Raw genomic sequence first — 20,799 nt, 5'->3', positions numbered from 1 at the left:
ATGAGCTAAAGTATTTCCGTGATTCGGAGAAATGCGGAAATACTCTAGACCACGACCACGCCTCCAAGCTTGTTGAATCCGCCGAACTCGCGGCTTTCTTAATCAGCCCCGCACGGGATCTTCACGACGCGTCCGCGCCGATACGGGAAGGAGATGGGCTACCTCTCGCAGCAATTCCGATACGCTCCTGCGCAGCGCCCGCATGCTGCGGACCGCGCTCGGACCAGCCATCGCCGAGTTCCTCGACGACCCCAGCATCGTCGAGGTGATGCTCAATCGGCACGGTCGGCTGTGGATCGACCGCCTCGCCGACGGCCTGGCCGATACGGGTGAGCGATTATCGCCTCCTGAAGGCGAGCGCATCATCCGTCTCTTCGCCCGCCATGTCGGCGCCGAGGTGCATCCCGGCGCGCCGCGCGTCTCTGCCGGGCACCGACGAGCGCTTCGAAGGACTGCTGCCGCCGGTCGTCGCGTCGCCCGCTTTCGCCAGCGGCATGGCCTTCGCGCCATGGAACGCGACCAAGCGAGAAAGAGGAGAATTCCAGGAGCCTGTCAGCGCCTCAATCGCGAGAACGAAATGAAATCGACGGGGAATTTTTGCGAGCATACCTTACATACAAATCATCATAAGCCATTGATTTTATCTGTTTGCCAACACTCCATCACGAGGTGTTTATTTCGCCTATCTATCCGCCCCTCCCCGCATGACGGCGTCAGGCTTCGCGAGCCCGCAGAAACTGCTTCTTGCCGGTCGGCTCATAAGCGAGGTTCGCGACCGGCGTGTTTCCTAGCACATGCTCGGCGATGATGCGGTCGACCGCGGCTTCGTCGACGCCGCCATAATAGGTGCCCTCAGGCCAGACCTGGACGACCGGCGCCAGATTGCACGGTCCAAGACAGCTCGTCTTGGCGCTCATGCAGCCATCGCCGGAGGTCCGCAGCGACAGGCGATCCTGCTCGTTGCGGAAGTGGCCCCAGATCACTTCGGCGCCCGCGACATTGCAGGGGCCGCCCATGCAGACCAGCACGCGCCGCTTCTGGGCCGGCACGAGCGAGCCCTCCGGCGACGCCTTGGCCGCGCCGAGCGACAGTTCGGTCCGCTCGGCCGCAAGCGCCGCGTGGAGCAGCGAGACCAGGCTCGCTTCGTTCGGCAGCAAGGCCGCGACCTCGATGGCAGGCCAGGGCCGCTCGTCGCGCGAGCGCCAGCGCGTCAGGGTGCGTGTGAGCCAGGCCTGGAAGTTCGGCTCGGCCGGGATCAGCATCGGCAGGATGACCAGCCGGCCGCAGCCGGAGGCTGTCAGCGTGTCGAGTGCGTGCCGCAGCGAGGGCGAGCCCTGTTCGGAAAAGGCGAACAAGGCTTCATCGACGCCGGGGTGCATCGCGAGCGCGTCGCGCAGCCGTTCCATCTCCTTCAGCGGCGGAGCCGTGATCGCCGAGCGCGCGAGCAGCAGCACTGTCAGCGGCGCTGGCAAGGCCGTCTCCCCAACCTCGCTCACCCGGCTCACTCCCAGCTCAACGCGCCGCCGTTCTGATACTCGATCACGCGGGTCTCGAAGAAGTTCTTCTCCTTCTTCAGGTCCATCGCCTCGCTCATCCAGGGGAACGGGTTCTCGGTCTCGGCGAAGACGGGGGTGAGGCCGAGCTGGCCGCAGCGGCGGTTGGCGATGAAATGCATGTATTGCTCGCAGAGCGCGGCATTCAGACCGAGGAAGCCCCTCGGCATCGTGTCCCGGCCATAGGCGGCCTCGAGTTCGGCCGCATCGCGGATCATGCCGCGGACCTCGTCCTGGAAGGCCTTGGTCCAGAGATGCGGGTTCTCGATCTTGATCTGGTTGATAACGTCGATGCCGAAGTTCAGATGGATCGATTCATCGCGCAGGATGTACTGATACTGCTCGGCGATCCCCACCATCTTGTTGCGCCGGCCGAGCGAGAGGATCTGCGCGAAGCCGGTATAGAACCACATGCCTTCGAAGATCGCGTAGAAGGTGATGAGGTCGCGCAGCAGCGCCTGGTCGTTCTCCGGCGTGCCGGTGCGGAATTCCGGGCTCTCGATGCTCTGCGTGTGCTTCAGCGCCCAGGCCGCCTTGTCGGTGATCGAGGGCACCTCGCGGTACATGTTGAACAGTTCGCCCTCGTCGAGGCCGAGACTCTCGACGATGTACTGGAAGGTGTGGGTGTGGATCGCCTCCTCGAAGGCCTGACGCAGCAGGTACTGCCGGCATTCGGGATTGGTCAGGTGGCGATAGATCGCCAGCACGATGTTGTTGGCGACGAGGCTCTCGGACGCGGCGAAGAAGCCGAGATTGCGCTTGAGCATGCGCCGCTCGTCCTCGGTGAGGCCGTCCTTCGACTTCCACAGCGCGATGTCGGCCTGCATCGAGACCTCGGTCGGCATCCAGTGGTTGTTGCAGCCGGCGAGGTATTTCTCCCAGGCCCATTTGTACTTGAGCGGCAAGAGCTGGTTCACATCGGCACGCGCATTGATCATGCGCTTCTCGTCGACGCTGACGCGCCCGCCATTGCGATCGATCTCGCCGAGGCCGGTGGCGTCGGCGGGGGTGGTATTGGTCAGGATGGCGGGGTTGGCGGCGGGCGTGGGCTTGGTGTCGGACCAGTCGAGCATGGGATGTTCCGTTCGATTGAATGAGGCAGGTCAGCCTTCCCCGTCATGCTCGCCCTTGTGGCGAGCATCCACGTCTTGACGTGGATGGTCGGGATAAGTCCGACCATGACGATGAAGGCGCCGGAGAAGGAGCGGCCGTTACTGGCAGGCCTCGCAGGTCGGATCGTCGATCGAGCAGGCGTTCGGCACGGCCATGCCATTCTCCAGCGGGATGTCGACGATGATCGGTGCGGCCGCCTTGGCCGCGACCGGCACGGTGGCCGAAACGGCGTTGAGCTTGCCGTCGGTGCCCTTCAGCGTCGACTTCTCGACATGGGTCGCCGATAGCGCCCGCAGGTAATAGGTCGTCTTCAGGCCGAGCCGCCAGGCCAGGCGGTAGGCCTCGTCGAGCTTCCGGCCGGAGGGCTGCGCCATGTAGAGGTTGAGCGACTGGCCCTGGTCGATCCATTTCTGCCGGCGCGCGGCAGCGCGGATCAGCCATTCCGTCGGGATCTCGAAGGAGGTGGCATAGAGCGCCTTCAAATCGGCCGGGACACGGTCGATCTGGCTGACCTTGCCGTCATAGTATTTCAGGTCCGAGACCATCACCTCGTCCCAGAGCCCCCTCGCCTTCAGGTCGTGGACCAGCCCGGCATTCACCACGGTGAAGTCGCCCGACATGTTCGCCTTGACGTAGAGCTGGCTGTAGCTCGGCTCGATCGACTGCGAGACGCCGACGATGTTCGAGATCGTCGCGGTCGGGGCGATCGCCATCGTGTTGGAGTTGCGCATGCCAGTGGTCTTCACCCGCTCGCGCAAGGTCTCCCAATCCAGCGTCGCGGACCGGTCGAGCTCGACATCGCCGTCGCGAGCCTCGGACAGGATGTCGAGCGAGTCGATCGGCAGGATGCCCTTCGACCAGAGCGAGCCCTCGAAGCTCGGATAGCGGCCGCGCTCGGCGGCGAGATCGACCGAGGCCGAGATGGCGTGGAAGCTGATCGCCTCCATCGAGCTGTCGGCGAAGGCGACCGCCTCCTCCGACGCCGCCGGCAGGCGCAGTGCCTGCAGCGCGTCCTGGAAACCCATCAGGCCGAGCCCGACCGGGCGATGGCGCAGGTTCGAGCGGCGCGCCTCGGGGATCGTGTAGAAGTTGATGTCGACGACATTGTCGAGCATGCGCATCGCGGTCGTCACCGTGCGCTTGAGGCGCGCCTGGTCGAGCCCCTCTGCCGTGACATGGGCGGCCAGGTTCACCGAGCCGAGATTGCAGACGGCGACCTCGTCGGCCGAAGTGTTGAGCGTGATCTCGGTGCAGAGATTCGAGGAATGGACCACGCCGGCATGCTGCTGTGGCGAGCGCAGGTTGCAGGCGTCCTTGAAGGTGATCCAGGGGTGGCCGGTCTCGAACAGCATGGTCAGCATGCGCCGCCAGAGATCGAGCGCCTTCACGCGCTTGAACACCTTGATCTCGCCGGTCGCGGCCTTCGCCTCATAGGCCTCGTAGGCGGCCTTGAAGGGCTTGCCATAGAGATCGTGCAGCTCCGGCACCTCGTCCGGCGAGAACAAAGTCCAGTCGGCGCCGGCCTCGACGCGCTGCATGAACAGGTCGGGGATCCAGTTCGCCGTGTTCATGTCGTGGGTGCGGCGGCGGTCGTCGCCGGTGTTCTTGCGAAGGTCGAGGAACTCCTCGATGTCGACATGCCAGGTCTCGAGATAGGCGCAGACCGCCCCTTTCCGCTTGCCGCCCTGGTTGACCGCGATGGCAGTGTCGTTCGCGACCTTCAGGAACGGCACCACGCCCTGGCTCTCGCCATTGGTGCCCTTGATATGGGCACCGAGGCCGCGCACCGGCGTCCAGTCATTGCCGAGGCCGCCCGAGTACTTGGCGAGCAGGGCATTGTCCTTCACCGCCTTGAAGATGCCGTCAAGATCGTCGGCGACCGTGGTCAGGAAGCAGGAGGAGAGCTGCGGCCGCAGCGTGCCCGAATTGAACAGTGTCGGCGTCGAGGCCATGAAGTCGAAGGAGGAGAGCAGGTCGTAGAACTCGATAGCCCGCGCCTCGCGGTCGATCTCGCGCAGCGCCAGCCCCATGGCGACACGCATGAAGAAGGCCTGTGGCAGCTCGAAGCGGTTGCCGCGGACATGCAGGAAATAGCGGTCGTAGAGTGTCTGGAAGCCGAGATAGTCGAACTGCAGGTCGCGCTCGGGCTTCAGTGCCGCCGCGATGCGGGCGATGTCGAAGCGGCCGAGCTCGGGATCGACCAGTTCGTTGGCGATACCGACCTTCAGATAGGCTTCGAAGTAATCGCCATAGCGGCCAGCCATCTCGCCTTGCGTCGCCTGCTCGGCGCGGCCGCTGACGAAGCTCAGCGCCTCGCGCCTGAGCTTGTCGAGCAGCAGCCGGGCCGAGACTTTCGCATAGTTCGGCTCGCTTTCGATCAGCGTGCGCGCGGCGAGGATCGGCGCCAGCGCCAACTCGTCGAGCGAGATGCCATCATAGAGATTGCGGCGCGCCTCGGTCAGGACCGGCTCGGACGAGACGCCGTCCAGACCGGCGCAGGCTTCGCGCACCACCTTGTCGAGACGCGCGGCATCGAGCGGAACCAGCGTGCCGTCGGCGAGCTTCATCTGCAGCGAGGGCGCAGCGGCGGCGGCAGGCTTCGCCTCGGCGACCGCCTTGGCGCGCTCGCGCGCGCGCTCCGCCCGATAGAGCACATAGGCACGGGCGACCTTGTGGTGCTCGCCGCGCATCAGCGCGAGCTCGACCTGGTCCTGCACGTCCTCGATATGGAAGGTGCGGCCCGTGGCGGCGCGACGCGTCAATCCGGCGACGACCTGCTCGGTCAACTCGGCGACGACGTCGTGGATGCGGCGCGAGGCGGCGGCGCTGGAGCCCTCGACGGCAAGGAAGGCCTTGGTCAGCGCGACCGCAATCTTGGAGGGATCGAAGGGCGTCACGGCGCCGTTACGGCGGATGAGCTGGTAGCCGGGCTCGTTCGCCGCGGGGAGCAGCGGAGCAGAGCTTGCGACCGGCGAGACGGCGTTGGGCCGTTCGACTTCAATGGAAAGAGACATCGGCTCCAAACCCCAAAATCAAGATGTTGGGGGCAAAGGCCAAAGCGGTTGCGTCGAGAAGGCGCGCGGCAACCCAAGGCCGCGACCTGCCAAGCGCACCACCGGGACACCCCGCCCGAGGACGAAAAACCAGCGTCGCGGCAGGTCTCCTGGCTCGCGGGTCGTCGCTCGTGCCCGTCTTCCCAAGGCCTTGCAGCCTCAGTGACTTACATGGACGCGAACTCACCGCTGACAGTTGCGGGGGCAGCGCCGGCTTCGCACCGGCTTCCCTCTTAGCTCTCGATCTTGCGATTCGAGAGACCATCGACCACCAGATTTAGTGGCAAAGAGACTCCACCTGTCAATAGGTCGTGATGCCGTTAGCCGAGTGTCTGTGAAGAACGGGGATCAATGCTGCGCGCTCCAGCACGATCCCGTTCCCGCCACTCAACGATGGTGGTGGGATTCCCTACAAGCGACGCCTGACGGGGCTGTTCGTGCGAAGCTCGAGCGACGCATCGATACTGCAACGCAAGCGTGTCCGACCGAGGAGCATGCGATGGCCCTGACCGACTTCAAGACGATCGACGATTATCTCGCCAGCCTGAGCGAGGAGAACAGGACCGGCGTACAGGCCATATGCGACGCGATCAGGCGAGCTGCCCCGGGGGCCGAAGGCGTCATCAGCTACCAGATCCCGGCCTTTCGCCAGAATGGCGGCTGGATCTTCTATGTCTCGGCCCACAAGGACCACTACTCGCTCGCCTGTCCGCCGCCGATCCCGTCCTTCGAGGCGTTCAGCGACGAGCTCGCGCGCTACGCCAAGACGAAATCGGCGCTGAAACTGCCGAAGAAGGAGCCGCTTCCGATCGAGCTCATCGAAAAAATGGCGGCGCTCCACGCCAAGCACAATCTCGAGCAAGCCGGCAAGAAGCGCGGCAAGGCGTGACGGCCGCGTCTGGCCGCAAGGCGGCAAATCGCGGCGGGGAAGCGAGCTATCGCTGACGCAGCGCCTTGGTATGGGCCGGCATCTCCTCGTCCTCGAACAGCTCCGGATGCTCGGCGGCGATGCGAGGCAGCGCGTTCAGGATCTCGCGCAGATGGATGCGCATGGCAGTCGCGGCCGTGTCGGCATCGCCGGTCTCGATCGCGTCGACGATGGCGTTGTGCTGGGTGATCAGCAGCGGGATCGGCGATGTGCCGGGCAGCGAGAGATAGCGTACCCGGTCGGTCTGGGCGCGGGCGCTCTCGACCACCTTGCCGGCATAGTCGCAATCGACGATCTCGGCGATCGCCTGGTGGAAGGCCTCGTCCAGCACGGTGAAGCGGGTGTAGTCGCTCCGCCCGGCCGCCGCGCTCTGTTCGGCGATGAGGCGGCGCAGCAGCGCGACGCCATTCGGATCGATCAGCTTGCTCGCAGCCCGTGCCAGCGCGCATTCCACGGCCTCGCGCACGAAGCGGGCATTGGCGACCTCGCGCAGCGAGATCTTCATGACATAGGTGCCGCGGCTCGGCAGGATCTGCACCAGCCCGGCCTCGGAGAGCTTGATGAAGGCCTCGCGCACCGGCTGGCGGCTGACGCCGAAGCGGCCGGCGATCTCCTTCTCCGACAGCGCCTCACCGGGCCGCAGCTCGCTGGCGATGATCGCCTGGCGCAGGGCCGCGACGAGCTGCGGCGCGATCGGGTCGCGAAGGCGGAGCTGGACGTCCATGAGCGAAACTCCCTCGGCCAGCCGTTCCGACATGATACCGGTATGGTGGCCTAACGGCAAACGCCGCAGGTCAGCCGTCCGGCCGGCGCAGCAGATAGGTGTCCATGATCCAGCCATTCTCGGCACGGGCCGCCTCGCGCCTGCGGACGATCTCGTCCGAGATTTCGGCGAGCGGGCCGGAGGCCAGGACCTCCTGCGGCGCGCCGAGATAGGCGCCCCACCAGATGTCGAGGCCGACGGGGTCGATCTTGGCGAAGGCCTGCTCACCGTCGAGCATCACCACGGTGCTGCCGGCCTCGTCGCGGAAGCCACCCTCGGCGAGCCTGCGGCCGGTGGTGATGGTGACGGGCTCGCCGATCCGGTTCAGCACCAGCCGGTGCGCCGCAGCCAACGCCTGGACGGAGGTGATGCCGGGGATGACGTCGTAGTCGAATTCCAGCCCGCGGGTGCGCACGGCCTCGATAATGCGCAGCGTGCTGTCGTAGAGCGAGGGATCGCCCCAGACCAGCAGCGCGCCGGTCTGGTCCTCGCCGAGCTCGTCGCGGAACAGGCGCTCATAGCTCTCGGCCAGCGCCGCATGCCAATCATCGACGCTGCCGCGATAATCGTTCCCCGCTTCGGCACGCTTGGGCACCGTCAGCGGCACGGTGCGCCAGTTGCCATGCTCGATATAGCGCCGGCAGATCTCCTCGCGCAGCTCGCGCAGGGCGCCCTTCTCGGCGCCCTTGTCCGGCACGAAGACGACGTCGACGCTGTTCAGCGCCCGCACCGCCTGGATCGTGACGTGCTCGGGATTGCCGGCGCCGATGCCGATGATCCTGATCCTGCGCATGGGCACCTCTGCTGTGTTCGAGGCGCCGCATAGCACGCAGGAGCAGGCGACGGCTAACCCAGCAGATTGCGGATCGTGCGCATGAAGACGCGGGCACCGGGCGCGATGATTGCGTCGGGGAAGTCGTAGTCGGGATTGTGCAGCGGCGGGGTATTCTCGCCAGAGCCGAGCAGGAACATCGCCGATTTTGAGGAGCGGCCGAACAGGCCGAAATCCTCGGAGCCGCGCTGCGGCGGCGTCTCGCCGCGCGCGATGCCCTCCTCGTCGCAGGCCTGGCGCAGATGCGCCACCGCTTCGGGATGGTTTTCGCAATGATGGAAGACGTCGTGATAGTCCATCGAAACGGAGAGCCCGCCGGCGGAGGCCGCTTCGCGCACCAGCGCCTCGGCCTCGGCGCAGAGCGAGCCCATCAGGGAATCGTTGAGCGTGCGCAACGTCGCCCAGAGCTCGGCGCGGCCGGGCGTGATGCCGAAGGCCGGCTCACCCATGGTGGCATGAGTGACGGTAACGAGGCGATAATTGCCCTCGAGCGCGCCGCCCGGGCCGAGCGCTGTCAGCTCCGGCATCAGCCTGGCCAGCGCCTTCATCGGCGAGACCGCGTGTTCCGGCGTCGCCGCATGCGAGGTGTGGCCGGTCAGCACGATCTTGAGACCGCGCGAGGCGCAATTGGCCGGCCCTTCCGAAATCCTGACCGCGCCAAGCGGCAGGCCGGGCTTGTTGTGCAGCGAGAAGGAGAAATCGGGCGCGATCTCCTTGAATTTCGGATCGGCAGTTACGGCGGCGGCGCCCGCCCCGGTCTCCTCCGCCGGCTGGAACAGCAGGATGGCGCGCCCGCGCCGCGGCCGCTGCCGGCCGAGCCCGCGCGATAGCGCCGCGACGGTCGCCATATGGCCGTCATGGCCGCAGAGATGGCCCTTGCCCGGCACCTGCGAGGAATGCGGTACGCCGGACAGGTCCTCGATCGGCAAAGCGTCTAGCTCGCAGCGGACCAGCACGGTCGGGCCGGGCTCGGCGCCTTCATAGATCGCCGCGACGCCATGGCCGCCGAGCTCGGTGACGAGGCGGTCGGGCGCGCTCGGCGCGAGGAAGCCCACGATAGCCTTCGCCGTCTCGCGCTCCTCGCCAGAAATCTCGGGAGCGCGGTGGAGAGCGTGACGCAGCTCGATCAGCTCGACCATGTCGGAATTGGTGAGAAACATGCCTGGCGCTTCCTCGGGTGATTTGCTCCGAGCATCACCAGCGCGGCGGTGGGTTCAACCCCTATCGCCACCCGACCCAAGCAGACGGTCATGCATCCCGCTCACGCCGCCAGCATCCCCAAGGCTCGCTCGATCCGCGAGCAACCGCCGCGCCCGCGCGCTTTGCGATAGGCGCGGCTGAGCCGGCCGCTGGCATAGGCGTCGACGACGATCGCGTGGACATAGCTCTTGCGGACCACGGCCGGCGTGTTGACCAGCCGCTCGGCGATGGCGCGCATGATGTCGGCGAGCTGGCGCTTGCGGCCGCGCTCGCTGGCGGCGATCTCGGTCGAGAGCAAAAGCTCGGCGGCCGCGGCATTGGCGGCGAGCATGCGCAGGTCCTTGCTCGAAATAGGCAAGCCTGCCGCCTCCTTGAGATAGGCGTTGATGTCGCCGGCGTTGATCACCGCGACCGAACCGTCCTCGGCGCGGTACTGGAACATGCGTTTGCCGGGCAGTGTCTTCAGCCGCAGCAGGGCGCGCGCCAGCGGGGCGTCGTCACGTCCGCAGACGATGTCCTTGCCGCCCTTGCCGCGGAAGGCGAGCCCGACGTGCTTGCCGCTGACGTCGACATGGCGCTTGAGCAGGGTCGAGGCGCCATGGCTGCCATTGGTGCGGGCATAGACCTCGTTGCCGACGCGGATATGGCAACGGTCGATGATCGCGGCGGCGCAGGCGAGCGCTTTGCTTCGCGAGAGCGTGCGGTCCTTGAGATCGTTGGCGATGCGCTCGCGCAGCTTCGGCAGCGCATCGATCAGGCGGCCTAAGCGCTTGAGCTTGCGGCGTTCGCGCACCTTCTCCCAATCGGGATGGTAGCGATGCTGGATGCGACCGGCGTCGTCGCGACCGGCGGCCTGAAGATGGGCGCGCGGATCGGCGGCGATCAGCACATCCTCATAGGCCGGCGGGATCGCCAAAGAACGGATGCGGGCCAGCGTCTCCTCGTCGGTGATCTTGCCGCCATCGACGTCGCGATAGCCAAAATTGCGGCCGACCCTGACGCGGCGGATGGTGAGATCGTCGATGGTCGCGCGGCGCAGGCGGCCCTGGCTCGTCTTGGCGCCTTCTCTGCCCTTCGTGACCATTCAGCGCCTCCGCAGCTCGACCGGCTGCGGAGGAATGCGGGAAGTGGCGGGAGGTTCCCTATCGCTTCGCCCGCGCCACGATCTGCGTCGGGTTGACGAAGCGCAGCGCGATGATGAGCCAGACCAGCGTCGTCACCATGTAGATCACCGCCATGGCGTCGATCGACTGCACGGCGCGCACGCCGGCGGCGAAGACCGCGTAGTAGAGCGCGACCACCAGCGTCTGGCTGGTCGGGCCGGCCGTGAGGAAGGTCAGCTCGAACATCGCGATCGTGCGGACCAGGACCAGCAGCAGCGCGGCGAGGATGCCGGGCATCAGCAGCGGCAGCAGGACATGGATGAAGAGCTTGAAGGTGTTGGCGCCGAAGACGCGCGCCGCCGCCTCGATCTTGGTGTCGATCTGCTCGATGAAGGGGATCATCACCAGGATGACGAAGGGCACGGTCGGGACGAGATTGGCGAGCACCACGCCCGACATCGAGCCGGCGAGCCCGGTGCGGTAGAGCACTGTCGCGAGCGGGATGCCGAAGGTGATCGGCGGCACCAAGAGCGGCAGCAGGAAGAGCAGCATCACCAGCTTCTTGCCGGGGAAGTCGCGCCGCGCCAGCGCATAGGCGGCCGGCACGCCGATCAGCCCCGAGAGGAAGACGACGAGGAAGACGATCTGGAAGGTGACCGTCAGCACGTCGCCGAGCTGGAACTCGGCCCAGGCGGCGCCATACCAGCGCGTCGTCCAGCCATCGGGCAGCCAGGAGCGCAACCAGCGCGTCGAGAAAGAGCTCGTCACCACCGCGGCGATCATGCCGAACAGGTTGACGATGAAGAAGCCGATCAGCGTCCAGTTGGCCGCGGCCCAGAGCTTGGTCGAAAGGCGGGTGTCCTTGACCATAGGATCAGCCCTTCCCGCCGCCGGCCGGGCCGCGATAGAGCATCCCGCGCAGGCCCAGCACCGCGACGACGATGGCGAGCTGGACCATGCCCATGATCATCGCGACGGCCGAAGCCATCGAGTAGTCGTATTCCTCGAACGCGGCCTGGTAGGCGGCAATCGAGATGACGCGCGTCGGCCCCGCCGGAGCGCCGAGCAGCACCGCCGAGGGGAAGACCGAGAAGGCCTGGACGAAGCTGAGGCAGAAGGTGATGGCGAGGCCGGGCAGCAGCAGCGGGAAGAGAATGTGCTTGAAGCGCTCCCAGGGCCCGGCGCCGAGCGTCGCCCCGGCCTGCTCTAGCGCCGGGTCGATGCCGGAGAGATAGGACAGCGTCAAAAGGAAGGTGAAGGGGAAGCCGGTGATGACCAGCGAGAGCATCACGCCCCAGTAATTGTGCAGCAGCTTCACCGGCGAAGAGATGATGCCGAACGTCATCAGCGTCCGGTTGAACCAGCCCTGGGGGCCGAGATAGTTCAGGAGCCCTTCGGCGACCAGCACGGTGCCGAGCGTGATCGGAATGACCAGTATGGTGGTGAGCAGGCGCTGGTTCTTCATCAGCCTGACGCGAAAGGCGATCGGGATCGCCAGCAGCAGCGTCACGATCGTCACCGGCATGGCGAGCCAGAGCGTCGTCGCGATCGTGCCGTAGAGGAAGGAATCCGAGAAGAAGCGCTGATAGTTCGCCAGCGCGCCGCCGGCCTTGGGATTGAACGAGAGGAACAGCCCGTAGAAGAACGGGTAGATGAACAGCGCCAGCAGGAAGAACACCGCCGGCAGGACGAGCAGCGTCAGCCCGTCGAGGCCGCGCGCGGCGAGGCGCTGCTTGAACGGGATCTCGGCGGTGCCGGGCGCCGTGCCAGACACGATGCTCATGCGCCCTCTCCGAAAACGAGGACGCGATCGGGAGCCGCGGCGAGGCGGATCTCGGTGCCGGGCGCGATGCGGCTCTCCGCCAGAAAGGTCAGTGGCGTGTCGTCCGCCATCCGGGCGAAGCCGACGAATTCGCGGCCATGGAATTCGGTCGAGACCACCTTGGCCTTGAGCCCCGGAGTATCATCCGCCACCGGGTGCAGGTCCTCGGGCCGGATCGAGATATGGGCGCCCTGCCCGGCCGCAACCGTCGATCTCACGCGCCCGGCGACGCCGACCTCGCCGACGGTGACCGTCGCCTGCTCGCCGGCGACGGAGGCGACGCGGCCGGCGACCTTGTTGCGGAAGCCCATGAATTCGGCGACGTCGAGATGGTCCGGCCGCGAAAACAGGTCCTCCGGCCCGCCGACCTGGCGGATCTCGCCATCGCGCATCACCACGATGCGGTCGGCGAGCGAGAGCGCCTCCTCCTGATCGTGGGTGACATAGATGGTGGTGGCACCGAGCGTATTGTGGATGCGCCTGATCTCGGCGCGCATCTCGAGACGCAGCTTCGCGTCGAGATTGGAAAGCGGCTCGTCCATCAGCACGAGGGGCGGCTGCACCGCGATGGCGCGGGCGATGGCGACGCGCTGCTGCTGGCCGCCGGAGAGCTGGCCGGGCAGCTTCTCCTCCTGGCCCTGCAGGCGGACCAGGGCGACGGCGTCGGCGATGCGCTGCTCGCTCTCGGCCTTCGGCATGCCGCGCATCTTCAAGCCGAAGCCGATATTCTTCTTGACGCTCATATGCGGGAAGAGCGCATAGCTCTGGAAGACCATGCCGAAGCCGCGTTCCTCCGGACGGAGCGGGTCGATGCGCTTCTCGTCGAGCCAGATGCCGCCGCCGGTCGCCGGCAGCAGGCCGGCGATCAGGTTCAGCGTCGTCGACTTGCCGCAGCCGGAGGGGCCGAGCAGCGCGATGAACTCGCCCTGCCTGATTGTCAGCGAGACATCCTTGACGGCGTTATGCGTACCAAAGTCGCGGCAGAGCCGGTCGAGCCTGAGTTCACGGAAATTCGCGGCATGTATCGACATGAAGGACCATCGGGTTCGAACGGATGGGCGTCGGCCGGAGGTTGCGGCCGATATTGGAAAAGGTTGGTCATCCCGGACGGAGCGAAGCGCAGATCCGGGATCCATGCCAGAGCCTCTATCGGAAAGGCTCAGGAATGGGTCCCGGGTGTCCCTGCGGTCGCCCGGGACGACCCGCGCTGATTGGCAGGCCCTCGAACAGGGAAGCGTTCGAGGGTCGCTTGCATTACTTGCGCTTGGCGCCGCCGACCTGCTCGTCCCACATGCGGAAGGCGACGACCATCTTGTCGGGGTCGAGCGGGGTCTCCAGAGGCGCCTCGGCGATCAGCTTCTCGTATTCGGGCCGGCCGAACTCCTTGATCGCCTTCTGGCTCTCCTCCGGGGCCATGTCGAGCGTGACGCCCTTCACCGCCGGGCCGGGATAGAAATAGCCCTCGTCATAGGTGTAGGCCTGCTGCTCCTTGGTGAGCATGAAGCTCATCAGGTCGAGCAGGACGGCGAGCTTGTCGTCCCCGATGCCCTTGGGGACGCACATGTAGTGCGCATCGGTGACCCAGTGGAAGCCCTTGATCGCGCCGACCTTCGCCTCCTTCGGCACAACGCCGAGGACGCGCGGGTTGATGTCCCAGCCGGTGGTGGTGACCGTCATGTCGCGCGAGCCCTCGCCGAGCTCCTTCATCACGGCGCCGGTACCGGCGGGGTAGTATTCGACGTTCTCGCCGAGCGCCTTGAGATAGGCCCAGGTCTTGTCCCAGCCCTTGACCGGATCCTTGGGGTCGCTGTCGCCGAGGATATAGGGCAGGCCCATCATGAAGGTGCGGCCGGGGCCGGAATTGGCCGGGCGGGCATAGAAGAAGCGGTTCTTGTTCTGCTTGGTATAGTCGAGCAGCTCCTGCGCCGTCGTCGGCACGGTCTTGACCTTGTCCGGCATGTATTCAAGCAGCGGCCCTGAGGGGTAGTAGGTCACGACCACGCCCTGCCCGCTCGCCAGGCCCTGCATCTTGTTGGCGCCGTCGAGATAGATCTCGCCGAGCTTGGGCAGCGCGCCGGCCTGTTGCGGCAGCAGCGGAATCCACAGGCCCTGCTCGACCCCGGCCGAGAGCGCGTCAGTGCCGGTCAGCACCATGTCGATGTCGACCCGGTTCGCCGCTTGCTGTGCCTTGATCTTGCCGGGCAGTTCGGGCGCGGGCGCCTTGGTGAAGGTGATGCGCGAGACCAGGTTCGGCTTGGCCTTGCGATAGTTCTCGAACGCCTTCTGGGTCAGCGCCAGATTGCCGGCGACGTCGACGATCGACAGGGCGACCGGCGAGCTCGGCAGCTTGAGCCCCTGGGCGAAGACGCCGGGCGCGGCCGCGATACCGGCCATGCCAGCGACGCCGCCGAGGAATGTGCGGCGATGGATGGTGTCTTGAGCCATGTTCTCCCCTCCCGGCGGTTGCACCGCCTGCTGTTTCCCCAGCCCGTGAAAAGCGCGCTCTTGCAGCACTTTTAGCACCGGCGCTTACTGAATTGGCCGCTTTCGGAGTTGACGCCTCCGTTTGGGCCGGTATCCTAGTATACTAGTGAACAAGAGCTTGGCAATGGGCATCGCCGCAGCGAGACAGAGCACCGACCAGATCTACCGGGCGCTGCGCGGCGACATCCTGAACGCGGTACTGCGTCCGGGCGAGTCGATCTCGGAAGCCCGCATGGCGCTGCAGTTCGGCGTCAGCCGCACGCCGGTGCGCGAATCCTTCAAGCGGCTGGTCGAAGACGGCTTCCTCGTCGTCGTGCCGCAGGTCGGCACCTTCGTCGCGCCGATCGATCTCGCCGCCGTCTATGACAGCCAGTTCGTGCGTGAGACGCTGGAATGCCGCACGGTCGCACTGGCAGCGAAGAACATCGACGAGGCCGGGCGAACCGCCCTCGCCGCTCTGATCCGAACGCAGGAGCAGGCGCTCGCCGATGGTGACCGGGCCGGCTTCTTTCGCGGCGACGAGGAGTTCCATGCCGAACTGGCGCGGCTCTCCGGCCACCCTTCGGTCTGGGGACTGATCGAGAGCGTCAAGGCCCAGCTCGACCGGGTCCGCTGCCTGTCGCTCGACACCGGCGGCTGGTCCGAGATGATCCTGGGCGAACATCGCGAGATCGCGCAGGCCGTCAGCGCGGGCGATGAGGCCCGGGCCGAGCGCACCATGCGTGCGCATCTGCGCACCGTCTTCGACGCGATCGAGACGATCGCACGTGACCATGTCGACGCCTTCGCCGCGAGCGGCGGGCTAAGCAAACCCACATAAAAGGCCTATCGGCCCGCCCCAAGAGGACAGACGACGATGGAACAGACCTGGCGCTGGTTCGGCCCGGACGATGTGGTGACGCTCGCACAGGCCCGGCAGGCGGGCGCGCGCGGCATCGTCAACGCGCTGCACCAGATTCCCTATGGCGTGGTCTGGGAGGTCGAGGAGATCGAGAAGCGCAAGGCGATCATCGAGGCCGACAAGAGCCTCGGCCTGCGCTGGGCGGTGGTCGAGAGCCTGCCGATCCACGAGGACGTCAAGATCGGCGAAGGCGACCTCGAGACGATCTTCGCCAATTATCGCCGGTCGCTGCGCAATCTCGCCGCCTGCGGCATCGAGGTGGTCTGCTACAATTTCATGCCGGTGCTGGACTGGACCCGCACCGACCTCGCCCAGCCTTTGCCCGGCGGCGGCACGGCGCTGCGCTTCAACCTGCACGAATATGTCGTCGTCGACCATTTCATGCTGCAGCGGCCGGGCGCCGACGAGGGCCATTCCGCCGAGGTGATGGACAAGGCCAAGGCCTGGTTCGAGCACTCATCCGAGACCGATCGTGCCAAGCTGATGGCCAACATCATGGCCGGGCTGCCCGGCGCCTATGACCGCTACGACGTGCCGGGGCTGAAGCGCATCCTCGCCCGCTATGCCGATATGAGCCATGACGGTCTGCGCGCCAATCTCAAGCGTTTCCTCGAAGCGGTGATCCCGACCGCCGAAGAGGTCGGCATCCGCATGTGCATCCATCCGGACGACCCGCCGCGGCCGCTGTTCGGCCTGCCGCGCATCTGCTCGACCGAGGACGACATCGCCTTCATCCTGGGCGCGGTCGACTCACCCTCGAACGGGCTCACGCTCTGCTCGGGCTCGCTCGGCGCCAATCCGAAGAACGACGTGCCGGCAATCGCGCGCCGCTTCGCCGACAAGATCTGGTTCGCGCATCTGCGCAATGTCGCCAAGGATCCGGACGGCTCGTTCATGGAGGCCGAGCATCTCGGCGGCGACACCGACATGGTCGCGCTGGTCGACGCGCTGATGGCCGAGCAGACCCGGCGCAAGGCTGCCGGCTGGAAGCACTGGCGCATCCCGATGCGCCCCGACCACGGCCACGAACTGCTCGACGACGCCAAGAAGGGCTCGTTCCCGGGCTATCCGGCGGTCGGCCGCCTGCGCGGCCTGGCGGAATTGCGCGGGGTGATGACGGCGCTGTCGAGCGTGAAGGGGTATGCGAGCTGAGGGAGGCGGCGCGGCTACGATGCTCACGCTCGACCATCTGACGGTCATCGCCCCGACGCTGGCCGAGGGGGTCGCGCATGTGCGGGCATGCCTCGACCTCGACGTTCCGTTCGGGCAGCGCCACCTCTACATGGGCACGCACAACCACCTGCTTCAGCTTGGCGACACGACCTATCTCGAAATCGTCGCCCTCGATCCACAAGGCGATACACCGCCCTGCCCGCGCTGGTTCGGCCTGGACGATCAGCGGCAGGTCCGGGCGGATTGGGATGCCGGCCGCCGCCTGCGTGGCTGGGTGGCGCGGACCGACGCGCTCGACGTGGTCATCGCCGGTCGCGAACATGTCTTCGGCAGGACAGTCGCCCTGCCCTGGGCCGAGCCGCTGTTCGACTTCGCCATTCCGGAGGACGGCTCGCTTCCGCTCGGCGGCGCGGCTCCATCGCTCATCGACCGGCGCGGCAAGCCGCGCTCGATGGCGACGATGGCCGATCTCGGCGCCCGTTTGCGATCGTTCAGCCTGAGCCATCCCGACGCGGACGCGATCGCCGAGCTCTACCGAACACTCGACATCGATCGTCCGCCAACGATCGCGCGCGGCAGCGCGCTGTGCTATCGCGCGCAGATCGAGACGCCGGCCGGCATGAGGGAGCTGTCCTGAAGGGCCAATCCGATGCGCGCTGGGCTGCTCCCCGTCACATGCCGAGACGCTCGCGTCACCCGGCGAGGATCGCAAGACCGGCCAGGACCAGCCCGCCGCCGGCGACGCGGGCAAAGAGCGGTGCGCGAACGGCGACCACCCCGGCCAGGACGATGCCGATGATATGGAGTACCGCCGTCGCGAGCATGAAGCCCACGGCATAGGCGAGGCCGCTGGCGTTCTCCGGCAGTTCCGCGCCGTGGGCGAAGCCGTGGAAGATGGCGAGGATGCCGCAAGCGAGGGTTCCGGCGATCAACGGCGGCGAGGCCTTCAGCGCGACCGCGGCGCCGAGGATGATCACCGAGAAGGCGATGCCGATCTCCACGCCCGGCAACTCGCCGCCGGCCATGCCCCAGGCGCCGGCCAGCGCCATGGTGCCGACGAACGCGGCTGGATAGGCGATGCGCGCCTTGCCGCCGACCAGCCCGGCCCAGAGGCCGACCGCGACCATGGCCAGCACATGGTCGAGCCCGGTCAGCGGATGCATCAGGCCGTGGACAAAGCCATCGACCGGCCCGGCGCCGGTATGGGCGAAGGCGGGGGCCGAAGCGAGGGTCAGCAGCATGGCGAAGGGTCCCGTCGCGCGCATCGTCGTCATGAAATCGTCCTCAGCTCAGGACCGGCGCCTTGAGCCCGCCGGCGGTCTCGATGAAATCGACGACCAGGTCGACGCCCTCCCCTGCCCGCGTATTGGTGAAGGCATAGGGGCGCCTGCCGCGCATGGTCTTCGAGTCCTTGTCCATCACAGCAAGATCCGCGCCGACATGCGGGGCGAGGTCGGTCTTGTTGATGACGAGCAGGTCGGAGCGGGTGATGCCCGGCCCGCCCTTGCGCGGGATCTTCTCGCCGGCGGCGACATCGATCACATAGATCGTCAGGTCGGCGAGCTCGGGCGAGAAGGTGGCGGCGAGGTTGTCGCCGCCGGATTCGATCAGGATCAGGTCGAGCGTCGGGAACTTGCCGCGCATCTCCGCGACGGCGGCGAGGTTGATCGAGCAGTCCTCGCGGATCGCGGTATGCGGGCAGCCGCCGGTCTCGACGCCCATGATCCGCTCCTCCGGCAGAGCACCGGAGACGGTGAGGATGCGGGCATCCTCCTTGGTGTAGATGTCGTTGGTGATGGCGCAGATCTCGTAGCGGTCGCGCATGCGCTTGCACAGCGCCTCCATCAGCGCGGTCTTGCCGGAGCCGACCGGGCCGCCGATGCCGACGCGCAGCGGGCCATGGGGAGAACGGGTCATCGATCAGGTCCTTGCAGGAGCAGAACCGCATAGCCCGCGGCGATCAGCAGGCAGAGCGGCGAATAATAGCGGCGGTCATAACTGGCGAAAGGCTCGCGCGGATGCAGTCGCCGCCAGGCCGGCAGGAAGCCGGCGACGCCACGAAGCAAGAACACCGCCATGATCGCAAAGCCGCCGAGTTGAAGCAGCGGACGCAAGGCGGCCGGGCCGGCCATGCGCGCCAAAAGCAGCGGCCACATGGCGGTCAACGCGATGGCCAGCGCGACCAGCAGGCACAGGCCGGGCGACGGCATGCGTTTCGCGCGGGCATTGCCGATGACGGTCGCGATCAGCTCATCCTCGCTCGCCGCCGGCCAAAGGCCGCCCCTGCCCCAATAGGCGTGCAGGCCTGCGATGACCGCAAGAAGCAAGGCCAGTGCGATGGCGATGGCCGTGGTCATGAGCGGAAGAGCCGCGAATACTGGGTTTCGTGCCGCAACGAGGCGAGATCGGAGCGGAAAACGCAGGCGCCGAGATCGTCGAGCGCCATGGCCTCGGCCCGAACGGCCGCCTCGCGCAAAACCGGCGTCAGCCGGGCGATGACCTTCTGCCCGTCGGTCTGGCCGACGATGCCGAGGCGGACCGCGGCCGAGACGAGATTGGCGACGAAGGCGAGCGCGAAAGCCTCGAGCGAAGATGCCAACGGCAGGCCGTGGCCGCTGGCGGCGGCGCCGACCGCAACCGGATAGGCGACGTCGCCGGGCCAGGCGGCGCGCAGCCTGTCGATCGACGCGCAGGGCCAGGAAGCAGCGATCGCCGCGACGAAGGCGTTGCCCTGCGTCACCGTCTCCAGCCGGCGCTCGGCCGAGTTCGCCAGAGCGAGGGCCAGCTCCGCGACCTCGCACAACGCCTTGCCGTCCTCCTCGCCGCTCGCGCGCCAGGAGGTGGCGAAGAGGATGAGGTCGTTGCGGAGCGCGCCGTGCTCGACGAGGGCATCGAGCCAGTCGGCAAGCCCCTCGGCATCGGTGAGATCGCCGGTCTCGAAGGCCCATTCCAGCCCGTGCGAATAGGCGAAGCCGCCGACCGGAAAGGCCGGCGAGAGCCAGACCATCAGGGGCAGCAGCGCCCCGGTCATGGCGATCGCTCGGCAGTATCGTCAGCCCTCATCCCGAGGAGTGATCGCAGATCGCGTCTCGAAGGATGCTCCAGCGCCCTCTGAAGCATCCTTCGAGACGCCGCTGCGCGGCTCCTCAGGATGAGGGCTGCGGCTGAACGACAGGTCATTATTCAGTGGTCGTGCTTGTGGCCCTTGTGACTGTGCTCGTGGCCGTGATGGCCATGGTCATGCTTGTGGCCGTGGTCGTCATGATGATGGTGGTGATCATGGCCGCAGCCGCAGGCGGCGCCGTGGGCGTGCTCGTGCGCATGCTTGTGATCATGGTCGTGGCCGGCATGGGAATGACCATGGTCGTGGCCGTGCTCATGCCCGTGATGATCATGGCCGTGGTGATCATGGCCGCAATTGGCGTGATCATGGTCGTAGGCGCCGCGCTCGGGCTGGAACGGCCGCTCGACATCGGCCATCGCGCAGCCCTGACCGCGAACCATCTCGGCCAGCACATGGTCGTGCTCGATATAGATCGCGTTCGCGGTGATCTCGGCCGGGGTGTGGCGATTGCCGATATGCCAGGCGACACGCGCCAGCCGCAGCGGGTTCTCGGCGGTGATCTCGATCAGCTTCTGCGCCGCCGCCTTGATCAGGACGAGCGAGCCGTCCTCAAGCTTGACCGCATCGCCGTCGTTCAGCGCGGTCGGCTTGTCGAGGTCGAGCAGGATGTCCTGCCCGCCATCGCCCTTCAGCGCGACGCGGCGGCGGTTGCGGTCCTCATGGTCGAGGGTGAGGGTCTCGACGACCCGGTCCTGCTTGACCGCGGCCTTGCGGACGACGGAGATGGCACGCTGCATGACGAAACCCGTG

Annotated in this window: 20 protein-coding genes, 1 pseudogene and 1 riboswitch; of the genes and pseudogenes, 5 read left to right on the top strand and 16 right to left on the bottom strand. The window is 66.8% G+C overall.

Annotated elements, in window-relative coordinates; translation table 11 throughout:
- Positions 1-202 precede the first annotated feature (202 nt).
- A pseudogene (locus BMZ69_RS32090) lies at positions 203-488 on the top strand (P-type conjugative transfer ATPase TrbB); the annotation flags it as partial.
- 225 nt (positions 489-713) lie between these two features.
- Here BMZ69_RS32090 and BMZ69_RS09205 read toward each other — a convergent pair.
- The 3 genes from BMZ69_RS09205 to BMZ69_RS09195 all read right to left on the bottom strand — a co-directional run bounded on the left by BMZ69_RS09205 (position 714) and on the right by BMZ69_RS09195 (position 5,680).
- Positions 714-1,496: a (2Fe-2S) ferredoxin domain-containing protein gene (locus BMZ69_RS09205; RefSeq protein WP_244543289.1), complete on the bottom strand. Its 783-nt coding sequence runs from the start codon at positions 1,494-1,496 to the stop codon at positions 714-716.
- A 5-nt stretch (positions 1,497-1,501) separates the two neighbouring features.
- Positions 1,502-2,626, bottom strand: coding sequence for a ribonucleotide-diphosphate reductase subunit beta (locus tag BMZ69_RS09200; protein ID WP_092156270.1), 1,125 nt, complete (start codon positions 2,624-2,626; stop codon positions 1,502-1,504).
- A 138-nt stretch (positions 2,627-2,764) separates the two neighbouring features.
- Complete coding sequence (locus BMZ69_RS09195) at positions 2,765-5,680, bottom strand: ribonucleoside-diphosphate reductase subunit alpha (protein WP_092156269.1); 2,916 nt, start codon at positions 5,678-5,680, stop codon at positions 2,765-2,767.
- 121 nt (positions 5,681-5,801) lie between these two features.
- Positions 5,802-6,000: riboswitch (cobalamin riboswitch) on the bottom strand.
- 218 nt (positions 6,001-6,218) lie between these two features.
- Here BMZ69_RS09195 and BMZ69_RS09190 point away from each other — a divergent pair.
- Entirely contained in the window at positions 6,219-6,608 is a 390-nt protein-coding gene (locus BMZ69_RS09190; protein ID WP_092156268.1) for an iron chaperone, read from the top strand.
- A 46-nt stretch (positions 6,609-6,654) separates the two neighbouring features.
- On the opposite strand, the gene BMZ69_RS09185 is transcribed toward BMZ69_RS09190, so the two are convergent.
- The 8 genes from BMZ69_RS09185 to BMZ69_RS09150 all read right to left on the bottom strand — a co-directional run bounded on the left by BMZ69_RS09185 (position 6,655) and on the right by BMZ69_RS09150 (position 14,812).
- Positions 6,655-7,371, bottom strand: a complete 717-nt coding sequence (locus BMZ69_RS09185; RefSeq protein ID WP_092156267.1) for a GntR family transcriptional regulator — start codon at positions 7,369-7,371, stop codon at positions 6,655-6,657.
- A gap of 70 nt (positions 7,372-7,441) precedes the next feature.
- Positions 7,442-8,203, bottom strand: coding sequence for a precorrin-6A synthase (deacetylating) (gene cobF, locus BMZ69_RS09180; protein WP_092156266.1), 762 nt, complete (start codon positions 8,201-8,203; stop codon positions 7,442-7,444).
- Between the two features lie 53 nt (positions 8,204-8,256).
- On the bottom strand, positions 8,257-9,402 hold the full coding sequence (locus tag BMZ69_RS09175; RefSeq protein ID WP_092156265.1) for an amidohydrolase: 1,146 nt from the start codon (positions 9,400-9,402) through the stop codon (positions 8,257-8,259).
- Positions 9,403-9,503: 101 nt separating this feature from the next.
- Positions 9,504-10,526: a DNA topoisomerase IB gene (locus BMZ69_RS09170; protein ID WP_092156264.1), complete on the bottom strand. Its 1,023-nt coding sequence runs from the start codon at positions 10,524-10,526 to the stop codon at positions 9,504-9,506.
- Positions 10,527-10,584: 58 nt separating this feature from the next.
- On the bottom strand, positions 10,585-11,415 hold the full coding sequence (locus BMZ69_RS09165) for an ABC transporter permease (RefSeq protein ID WP_092156263.1): 831 nt from the start codon (positions 11,413-11,415) through the stop codon (positions 10,585-10,587).
- A gap of 4 nt (positions 11,416-11,419) precedes the next feature.
- Positions 11,420-12,328 carry an ABC transporter permease gene (locus BMZ69_RS09160; RefSeq protein WP_092156262.1) on the bottom strand — a complete coding sequence of 303 codons (909 nt, stop codon included), beginning with the start codon at positions 12,326-12,328 and terminating at the stop codon, positions 11,420-11,422.
- Positions 12,325-13,398 carry an ABC transporter ATP-binding protein gene (locus BMZ69_RS09155; RefSeq protein ID WP_092156261.1) on the bottom strand — a complete coding sequence of 358 codons (1,074 nt, stop codon included), beginning with the start codon at positions 13,396-13,398 and terminating at the stop codon, positions 12,325-12,327. The genes BMZ69_RS09160 and BMZ69_RS09155 overlap by 4 nt, the downstream gene beginning before the upstream one ends.
- Positions 13,399-13,621: 223 nt before the next feature.
- On the bottom strand, positions 13,622-14,812 hold the full coding sequence (locus tag BMZ69_RS09150; protein ID WP_092156260.1) for an ABC transporter substrate-binding protein: 1,191 nt from the start codon (positions 14,810-14,812) through the stop codon (positions 13,622-13,624).
- A 163-nt stretch (positions 14,813-14,975) separates the two neighbouring features.
- Here BMZ69_RS09150 and BMZ69_RS09145 point away from each other — a divergent pair, with 163 nt between their 5' ends.
- The 3 genes from BMZ69_RS09145 to BMZ69_RS09135 are packed head-to-tail and all read left to right on the top strand — an operon-like array spanning position 14,976 to position 17,562.
- Positions 14,976-15,671, top strand: coding sequence for a GntR family transcriptional regulator (locus BMZ69_RS09145; protein WP_092156259.1), 696 nt, complete (start codon positions 14,976-14,978; stop codon positions 15,669-15,671).
- Positions 15,672-15,707: 36 nt separating this feature from the next.
- Positions 15,708-16,904: a mannonate dehydratase gene (gene uxuA / locus BMZ69_RS09140; protein ID WP_092156258.1), complete on the top strand. Its 1,197-nt coding sequence runs from the start codon at positions 15,708-15,710 to the stop codon at positions 16,902-16,904.
- 19 nt (positions 16,905-16,923) lie between these two features.
- The gene (locus BMZ69_RS09135) at positions 16,924-17,562 is read left to right on the top strand and encodes a VOC family protein (protein ID WP_092156257.1); all 639 of its coding nucleotides are present in this window, start codon (positions 16,924-16,926) and stop codon (positions 17,560-17,562) included.
- Between the two features lie 55 nt (positions 17,563-17,617).
- Here BMZ69_RS09135 and BMZ69_RS09130 read toward each other — a convergent pair whose 3' ends face one another.
- The 5 genes from BMZ69_RS09130 to BMZ69_RS09110 form a co-directional block, all read right to left on the bottom strand.
- The gene (locus tag BMZ69_RS09130; RefSeq protein WP_092156256.1) at positions 17,618-18,199 is read right to left on the bottom strand and encodes a HupE/UreJ family protein; all 582 of its coding nucleotides are present in this window, start codon (positions 18,197-18,199) and stop codon (positions 17,618-17,620) included.
- 10 nt (positions 18,200-18,209) lie between these two features.
- A complete protein-coding gene (gene ureG, locus BMZ69_RS09125; RefSeq protein ID WP_092156255.1) occupies positions 18,210-18,842 on the bottom strand; it encodes an urease accessory protein UreG in 633 nt (210 codons plus the stop codon).
- Positions 18,839-19,282: a DUF3995 domain-containing protein gene (locus tag BMZ69_RS09120; RefSeq protein ID WP_092156254.1), complete on the bottom strand. Its 444-nt coding sequence runs from the start codon at positions 19,280-19,282 to the stop codon at positions 18,839-18,841. Before BMZ69_RS09120 ends, ureG begins: the two co-directional genes overlap by 4 nt.
- Complete coding sequence (locus tag BMZ69_RS09115; protein ID WP_092156253.1) at positions 19,279-19,956, bottom strand: urease accessory protein UreF; 678 nt, start codon at positions 19,954-19,956, stop codon at positions 19,279-19,281. Before BMZ69_RS09115 ends, BMZ69_RS09120 begins: the two co-directional genes overlap by 4 nt.
- A 152-nt stretch (positions 19,957-20,108) precedes the next feature.
- A complete protein-coding gene (locus tag BMZ69_RS09110; protein ID WP_092156252.1) occupies positions 20,109-20,786 on the bottom strand; it encodes an urease accessory protein UreE in 678 nt (225 codons plus the stop codon).
- Positions 20,787-20,799: the final 13 nt, after the last annotated feature.

Origin of the sequence: Allobosea sp. CRIB-10, from assembly GCF_900112185.1 — a bacterium.
Lineage (GTDB): Bacteria > Pseudomonadota > Alphaproteobacteria > Rhizobiales > Beijerinckiaceae > Allobosea.
Note: the sequence above shows the minus strand (reverse complement) of the source record. Positions and strands in the feature narration are given on the sequence as shown.

Coding starts and splice junctions, on each gene's coding strand:
- BMZ69_RS09200 (WP_092156270.1), bottom strand. CDS start 2,626: ATGCTCGACTGGTCCGACACCAAGCCCACGCCCGCCGCCAACCCCGCC.
- BMZ69_RS09195 (WP_092156269.1), bottom strand. CDS start 5,680: ATGTCTCTTTCCATTGAAGTCGAACGGCCCAACGCCGTCTCGCCGGTC.
- BMZ69_RS09190 (WP_092156268.1), top strand. CDS start 6,219: ATGGCCCTGACCGACTTCAAGACGATCGACGATTATCTCGCCAGCCTG.
- BMZ69_RS09185 (WP_092156267.1), bottom strand. CDS start 7,371: ATGGACGTCCAGCTCCGCCTTCGCGACCCGATCGCGCCGCAGCTCGTC.
- cobF (WP_092156266.1), bottom strand. CDS start 8,203: ATGCGCAGGATCAGGATCATCGGCATCGGCGCCGGCAATCCCGAGCAC.
- BMZ69_RS09175 (WP_092156265.1), bottom strand. CDS start 9,402: ATGTTTCTCACCAATTCCGACATGGTCGAGCTGATCGAGCTGCGTCAC.
- BMZ69_RS09170 (WP_092156264.1), bottom strand. CDS start 10,526: ATGGTCACGAAGGGCAGAGAAGGCGCCAAGACGAGCCAGGGCCGCCTG.
- BMZ69_RS09165 (WP_092156263.1), bottom strand. CDS start 11,415: ATGGTCAAGGACACCCGCCTTTCGACCAAGCTCTGGGCCGCGGCCAAC.
- BMZ69_RS09160 (WP_092156262.1), bottom strand. CDS start 12,328: ATGAGCATCGTGTCTGGCACGGCGCCCGGCACCGCCGAGATCCCGTTC.
- BMZ69_RS09155 (WP_092156261.1), bottom strand. CDS start 13,398: ATGTCGATACATGCCGCGAATTTCCGTGAACTCAGGCTCGACCGGCTC.
- BMZ69_RS09150 (WP_092156260.1), bottom strand. CDS start 14,812: ATGGCTCAAGACACCATCCATCGCCGCACATTCCTCGGCGGCGTCGCT.
- BMZ69_RS09145 (WP_092156259.1), top strand. CDS start 14,976: ATGGGCATCGCCGCAGCGAGACAGAGCACCGACCAGATCTACCGGGCG.
- uxuA (WP_092156258.1), top strand. CDS start 15,708: ATGGAACAGACCTGGCGCTGGTTCGGCCCGGACGATGTGGTGACGCTC.
- BMZ69_RS09135 (WP_092156257.1), top strand. CDS start 16,924: ATGCTCACGCTCGACCATCTGACGGTCATCGCCCCGACGCTGGCCGAG.
- BMZ69_RS09130 (WP_092156256.1), bottom strand. CDS start 18,199: ATGACGACGATGCGCGCGACGGGACCCTTCGCCATGCTGCTGACCCTC.
- ureG (WP_092156255.1), bottom strand. CDS start 18,842: ATGACCCGTTCTCCCCATGGCCCGCTGCGCGTCGGCATCGGCGGCCCG.
- BMZ69_RS09120 (WP_092156254.1), bottom strand. CDS start 19,282: ATGACCACGGCCATCGCCATCGCACTGGCCTTGCTTCTTGCGGTCATC.
- BMZ69_RS09115 (WP_092156253.1), bottom strand. CDS start 19,956: ATGACCGGGGCGCTGCTGCCCCTGATGGTCTGGCTCTCGCCGGCCTTT.
- BMZ69_RS09110 (WP_092156252.1), bottom strand. CDS start 20,786: ATGCAGCGTGCCATCTCCGTCGTCCGCAAGGCCGCGGTCAAGCAGGAC.